This window comes from Kitasatospora sp. NPDC017646 (assembly GCF_044329365.1).
GTDB lineage: Bacteria > Actinomycetota > Actinomycetes > Streptomycetales > Streptomycetaceae > Kitasatospora.
Genome location: NZ_JBIRJC010000062.1, coordinates 24,345 through 29,757, shown reverse-complemented (window position 1 = coordinate 29,757; position 5,413 = coordinate 24,345). Strand labels below are relative to the sequence as shown.

Here is a 5,413-nt window from a genome sequence, read left to right as displayed (position 1 = left end):
GCGTTGGGGCTGTCCGCGAACAGCACGGGCGGCAGCGGCCACGGCAGTGTGAGGCTCGGCGCCGACGGCGTCGCGTGCACGATTGCGTTCACGATTCGTCTCCTGCGTGAGAACGGTGAAGGCGGCCGGACGGGCCTTCAACCGCGCCGCCCGGCCCCGGTCCTGTCAGCTGTCCAGCCACCCCTCTGAGCGGCCGTGCGGCATGGCCGGTCAACGGCCGTAGGGCGAGCCGAGAGGCGCAGGGCTGTGCATACCGACACATCTGGGCCAGGAGCTGCGGCGAGTACCGGTGAGCTGGCGCCAGGACGGCTGGAGCGAATCACCCCCTCGACATCCGAGAGGGGGGCTGGAACAACGGACCGGCCGCCAGCTGAGCTCCCCGGCACGGGATGGGCGGCCCGCCGGTTCAGACATCACCATTACACCGACAGCATGGATATGAAGCAATAACATTGACGGTCAGTCACCCGAACGGACCCGCTTCCCTGAACCGCTTGCGCCTACCGTGAGTGCTGCCATCCCTCACATGGCGCCGCTCGGTTACGAGGACGTCCTCGCCCTCCGAGACTCCGTGGCCGCCCTGGCGGCCTAGGGTAGAAAACTGCCGGACGTTGGTGACGAGGGGGCACGGTCGGACCCGGTCGTAGTCGGAGATCCATGTGCAGCAACAGCAGCGGGACGGCCAGGCCCAGCGGAGCCTGGCGGTCCCGCGACATGCCGAGGTGGCCGCAGGGTTCGTGTGCCGTGGGGAACCCGCCAGCCTGCAGACCTCCAGCACCCATGCGGTAGTCATCACGCCCTGACGCAGGGGACACGGTGGGCCGGTGCTTCGTAGCCGGCCAATGCCCTTCAGGGCATTTGTCCAGGCCGTACGCGCGGCTGGCTGTGTCATGCTTACGGCGTTCGCGGCCGCGCGCGATACCCCGCCGCCTCGGTGGCCGCCCCGCTGCTGGCCCTGCCACCGCGACCGCGAGGAGCGTCCGGTGCGGAATGACCGCATAAATCTCTCCGCGAACGGATGAAGCACAGGCGTCAGTTACGGGTCGACTGTGCGAGTCCTGGCTTCGCCTACTCGCCGGGCGCGGTGCTCGCGTGTCGGCCTGGGAGCAGGGCGTCAAGGCCGTCGAGGAGAACCCCGAGGCCGAGGGCGAAGGTGTCGTCCGAGCCACGGCGTAGCCGACGGCGGGGGTTTCGAAGCGGGTGCGTAGCCGGGGGATCCATCGGGCCGCCGCCCGGGCGGATCAGAAGCGCTGCGGTCCGAGCCGGCCCCAGGCGACGACGGCGGCCAGGAGCAGCAGTACCACGTGGACCGGGACGGCCTTGGCTTCGCCCCGGCGCATCGCCCCCGCCCCCCGCCCGCCCGCCCGGCCCGGCGCGGCGCGGCCCGGCCCGCACCCGCCGACACCACAGGGCCCGGCCCGGTGCCTGGGCGCTACATTCCTGCCCACCGGACCACCATAGGGGTCCAGCCAAGGCACACCGAAACCCTGTGGAGCCCACCTGCGCGGCGTGGAATGCTCCTGGGTGACTGCTGACGGAAGGGAAGGCCAAAGTGTACGTCCCGTCATCTGCACGAGCTCTCGATGATGACGAGCGTGAGCTCGTGGAGCTGGCACGCCGCACCATAGACGCGCATACCGACGCCGGGCCCGACGAAGACGGGATCCACACGGTGGGCGCCGCGGTCATGGCCGCCGACTACCGGATGTTCGCTGGCGTGAACCTCTACCACTTCACCGGCGGACCCTGCGCCGAACTCGTGGCTCTGGGCGCCGCGCGAGCCCAGGGCGCCCGCCAGATGCGCTGCATCGTCGCTGTGGGAAACCACGGGCGCGGGGTCATCGGCCCGTGCGGGCGCGATCGGCAGGTCTTCGTGGACTACTACCCCACCATGCGCGTCATCGTGCCCACGCCCGCGGGGCTCAGGTCCGTTCTCGCCGCTGATCTGATGCCGCTGGCTCAGCAATGGACTCCGGAGGCGGGCATGAACGGTCTCGACCCATCGCTCTGCCAAGACCCCGAGACGGCCGGTCCCCCGATCATTCGGTTCAACCCCCGCTACCTCGAAGTCGTCCGCTCCGGTGCCAAGACCAAGACCACCCGCTTCCGGAACCCGGCCCAGCTCGGGCCGGCACGGCTGGTGTTTGAGAGCGACCCCGAGGTCGTCCTGTTGGCACAGGTGACCGGCATCAGGCACTGCCTGGTCAGCGACCTCACCAACCAGGACGCCCAAGCCGAGGGGCTGACGACCGCAGCCGAACTCCGGGAAGGCCTCAGGGGCCACTACCCGGATCTGGCGGGAACCGACGAAGTCGACGTCATCACCTTCCAGATCAACGACGGGACGGGCGCCGCGTAGACCGCGGATGTGCCAACGACGACTGGGCCGTCAGGTGACGACGAGCGCTGAGGGGGCCGTGATCATCCCGCTTCCGCTCCGGAGCCGGCTGCGCGCCGCCGGCCTCGGCGCGGGCCCGGGCCAGGTGCTCGGCGACCAGGTCCGCGAGTTCGGCCAGGCGCCCGCGGATCTCGACCACCGCCCGCACCGGCGTGACTGTCCCGCCCTCATGGTAGGGCTCGGCTGACGCCCGATCACCTTCTTGTCGGTTCGCTTTCGACGGCGTATGGCCGTCGTTCTCGACGGCCTGGTCGCCGACCTCGGCGCCCGCCCGCCCGGCCTGCCCGCACGGATCAGGTAGGTCGCTGGTTCCGGTGCGTGGGCTCCTTGGGGCGATGAGGGTGCCTGTGAGCGTTCTGACCTGCGGTTGGTCAGTCGTGCTGACGCTCGCGTGCGCTCCGCTGAATGGGTGACGATCCGTCAAAGCTCTTGTTGGCACACAACCCAGATGGCTTACTTGTGGTATCTGACCAGGTGGGCTGCCCATCCCTCCGCTGGGGAACGCAGCTGGCATCTGCCTGCGCATACTGGCGCGGGTTCGCGAGGGCACCCACCGGAGGAAGCCGTCGGCCGACGCGCTCTCGCGGTGCATCGGCTGATGAGGGTGGCTCATACGTCCAAGGAGGCGTTGTGCGAGCCATCAACATATTTCGATTACTGGCCGGGTCCGGCGCAGTCGGCGGGCTCCTACTCACCGCTCCGGCAGTACACGCAGATGCCGTGGGTCCGGCGCAAGCGGTGGCCGTGCCGTGCAGCGAGACGGCACTGGTCAATGCCGTCGACGAAGCCAACGCCGCGGGGGGCGGTGACCTGGTCCTTGCGCCGTTTTGCACCTACATCCTGACTGGTGCCCACAGCACGGGGGGCAGCGGCGGGCCGGCGGGCCTGCCGAACATCACCACGCCGATCACCATGACCGGGCTGGCCACCGAGATCACCCGTGCGTCGTACGCGCCCTCCTTCCGCATCATCGAGGTGGACGGGCCCTCGCAATTCCCGCTCGCCCACGGACAGCTCACCTTGGGCACGGTCACGATCAGCAACGGTGACGCCGCCCTCGGCGTGGGCGGCGGCATCGCCAACCTCGGCGGGTCGGTGACCATCACCGCGGGCGCCGTCCGGGGCAGCCACGCCTCGTACGGCGGCGGCATCTACACCGACACCGCGCTGACGATGACCGCCAGCAGCGTCACCGGTAACGCCGCCAGCGTCAACGGCGGCGGCATTTACCGGAACGCGGGCACCATCACGCTGCTCGCCAGCAACGTGGCCGGCAACACCCCGAACAACTGCGCCGCCACCGCCCCTTCGACCGCCCCATGTTGAAAACCCGGGGCATTCAACCTGCCTTCTTCCGCGACGGGTTCGTGGCGCAGTGTGCGAGCTCGCCCGTGCCTGCTACGGCCGCGCTGCATCCGCGAAGTTGAGCGAGGTTGACGGCGCCCCGCCAGGTGGCGCCGCGTCGCTTCCCACAAGACCACCCCGCCAGGCGCCCTGAGGCAACGGCCTTCACATGTCCTCCCGCCCCACTGCGCCCACCGGAGCTGCCCGTGCGACCGCGGGCCGCATCATCCATCCGCCTGCTCCTGCTCACTCGCGGCAGGGCGCCAGGCTTGTTCGAAGGAGAAAGATCATGGCAACCATCACTTCGCTGGTGGACACGACGACCACCACCAACCAGGGCAAGCCCGGGGACACCGTCCAGATCAACGGCACCTCTCTGTCCACCACGACGAAGGTGAACTTCGGTTCGGCGACGGTCACTCCGACAACTGTCACCGCCACCCAGGTCACCTTCGTGGTGCCCAGCTCGGCGCCGTGCTCCGGCCAGGTCTCGGTCAGCGTCAGCAGCAGCAGCGGCGCCACCAGCAACGCGCTGCCGTTCTTCGTCATCGCCGCACCGACCACCACGGGGACGAACGTCACCTGCCTGCCGGCCGCCACCGGCGGTCCGGTCACGCTGTTCGGCACCAACTTCCTCACCGGCACGCACGTCGCGGTGGGCACCGTCGGCAACGTGGCGGTCGCCCCCACCCAGTCGAGCCAGGTCACCTTCACCGCGCCGGCCAACCCGGGCCAGGTCACGACGGTCTCGACCCAGCCGTTGACCATCACCACCGCCGGCGGCACCAGCACCTCGGGCAACACCCAGATCGACTACTACCTCGCGCCGACCATCACCTCGGTGCTGCCCGCATCGGGTACTGCGGGGGACCAAATCACCGTCAACGGCACCGGTTTCGTCGACGTCGACACCGTCACCTTCACCGACAGCGCCGCCGCCACCGCCACTGCGGTTTTCACTCCCATCAGCGACACCCAGCTCGTCGCCACCGTGCCCGGCGGACTCGCCACCGGGGTCGGAAGCATCACCGTCCACACCTGCGGCGGCAACTCCAACGCCGAGCCCTTCACGATCGTCTGACCGTCAGGGAAGGCTGGGCACGGACCGCACGACCACCGAGTCGCCGCCCGTCCGCAGCGTGTGGCGGGCGGCGACTTCCCTGTGCCTGGGCCGACAACCACCGGCCAGGGCACACCGTCTCCCAGGCATCAGGAGAAGGAGAAGGAGAAGAGCCTCATGGCCCCCGTAGTGACCAGCGTCAGCCCCGCCCAAGGTGCTCCAGCCGGCGGTACCAGCGTCAGCATCACCGGCTCCGGCTTCACCGGCGCCACGCAGGTCAGGTTCGGCGCCAACGGCACCAACTTCGTCATCGCGAGCGACACCCTGATCACGGCCAAGACCCCCGCGGGAACCGGTACGGTGCAGGTCACGGTAACGGCGCCGACGGGCACCAGCAACCAGAACGTGCTCTTCACCTACACCCCGGTACCGTCACTCAGCAGCCTCGCTCCTGCCTCCGGTCCTACTTCCGGGGGCAACACGGTCACCCTCAACGGCGCCAACCTTTCCGGTGCCACCGTGGTGATGTTCGGTGCCAACCCCGCCACCATCCTCACTGACACCGGGACGCAGATCACCGTGATCGCCCCGGCGGGGGCGCCGTCGTCGGT

Annotated in this window: 5 protein-coding genes; all 5 read left to right on the top strand. The window is 69.4% G+C overall.

What is annotated here, in order from left to right; genetic code table 11:
* Positions 1-1,603: 1,603 nt before the first annotated feature.
* Entirely contained in the window at positions 1,604-2,359 is a 756-nt protein-coding gene (locus ACH4J0_RS39785; protein WP_396246078.1) for an ASCH domain-containing protein, read from the top strand.
* A gap of 58 nt (positions 2,360-2,417) precedes the next feature.
* Complete coding sequence (locus ACH4J0_RS39780) at positions 2,418-2,585, top strand: hypothetical protein (RefSeq protein WP_396246077.1); 168 nt, start codon at positions 2,418-2,420, stop codon at positions 2,583-2,585.
* Positions 2,586-3,028: 443 nt separating this feature from the next.
* On the top strand, positions 3,029-3,724 hold the full coding sequence (locus ACH4J0_RS39775; protein WP_396246076.1) for a hypothetical protein: 696 nt from the start codon (positions 3,029-3,031) through the stop codon (positions 3,722-3,724).
* Between the two features lie 307 nt (positions 3,725-4,031).
* A complete protein-coding gene (locus ACH4J0_RS39770; protein ID WP_396246075.1) occupies positions 4,032-4,823 on the top strand; it encodes an IPT/TIG domain-containing protein in 792 nt (263 codons plus the stop codon).
* Between the two features lie 156 nt (positions 4,824-4,979).
* Positions 4,980-5,413: IPT/TIG domain-containing protein (locus ACH4J0_RS39765; protein WP_396246074.1), on the top strand; the 434-nt coding region annotated here is incomplete at its 3' end.

What these genes read in the sequence shown, in the direction of transcription:
- ACH4J0_RS39770 (WP_396246075.1), top strand. Translation starts at nt 4,032, where the DNA reads ATGGCAACCATCACTTCGCTGGTGGACACGACGACCACCACCAACCAG.